This is a genomic window from Glycomyces sp. NPDC021274, assembly GCF_040641195.1.
Taxonomy (GTDB): domain Bacteria; phylum Actinomycetota; class Actinomycetes; order Mycobacteriales; family Micromonosporaceae; genus Glycomyces.
In genome coordinates this window covers 1-1,165 of the sequence record NZ_JBFADC010000105.1, presented here as the reverse complement: position 1 = coordinate 1,165, position 1,165 = coordinate 1, and the positions used below count along the sequence as shown (strand labels likewise).

1 protein-coding gene is annotated in these 1,165 nt (G+C 69.1%); it reads right to left on the bottom strand.

Annotated elements, in window-relative coordinates; genetic code table 11:
• Window positions 1-1,165: NAD-glutamate dehydrogenase domain-containing protein (locus tag AB0I03_RS26920; RefSeq protein WP_360417440.1), on the bottom strand; the 1,165-nt coding region annotated here is incomplete at both ends.

Here is a 1,165-nt window from a genome sequence, read left to right as displayed (position 1 = left end):
CCTCGACGTCGTCCCAGACCTGGTTGAGCCGGAAGATCGCGCGGGCCGCGGTGTGCGCCCGGACGACCTCCTCCAGCGACGCCCCGGTCTCCTCCCGCATCCGGTGCAGGAAGCTCGTACCGCCGGTGTTGACGGTGTCGTTGACCATCACCGTGGTGACGATCTCGCGACGCAGCGCGTGCCCGTCGACCTGCTCGGTGAACTTCTCCCGCAGCGCGGTCGGGAAGTAGGCGTGCAGCAGGTGCTGGAGGTAGGGGTCGTCCGGCAGTGCCGTCTGGATCAGCTCGTCGGCCACCGTGATCTTGGTGTAGGCGAGCAGGACCGCGGTCTCCGGCTGGGTCAGGCCGCGCCCGGCGCTCAGCCGCTCCCGGATCTGCCGGTCGGTGGGCAGGAACTCCAGCGCCCGGTCCAGGTGTCCGTCGCGCACCAGGCGGCGCATGAAGCGCTGCTGGGCGTGGAGCATGCTGGAGGACTGGGCGAGGGCCAGCGCCAGCGCGGTGTTCTGCGCGTAGTTGTTGCGCAGCACCAGCGAGCCGACCTCGTCGGTCATCTGCGCCAGCAGCTTGTTGCGCTGCTTGACCGTCATGTCGCCGTTGGCGACGACGGAGTTGAGCAGGATCTTGATGTTGACCTCGTGGTCGGAGGTGTCCACACCGGCGCTGTTGTCGATCGCGTCGGTGTTGATCTTCCCGCCTGCCGAGGCGAACTCGATCCGGCCCAGCTGGGTCAGGCCGAGGTTGCCGCCCTCGCCGACGACCTTGACCCGCAGGTCCTCGCCGTTGACCCGGATCGCGTCGTTGGACTTGTCGCCCACGTCGGCGTGCGACTCCGTCGACGCCTTCACGTACGTGCCGATGCCGCCGTTCCACAGCAGGTCCACGGGGGCCTTGAGGATGGTCTGCATCAGGTCGGCCGGCGTCATCTTCTTCACGCCGGCCTCGATGCCGAGCGCGGCCCGCACCTGGGCGTTGATCGGGATGGACTTGGCCGACCGCGGGTGGATGCCGCCGCCCTGCGAGAGCAGTTCGGTGTTGTAGTCCGCCCACGAGGAGCGCGGCAGCTCGAACAGCCGGCGGCGCTCGGCGTACGAGGTCGCCGCGTCCGGCTTATTCGGTTTCGACGGCACCGACGGCGTCGAGGAGCGGCTCGCGATGATCACGGCCGG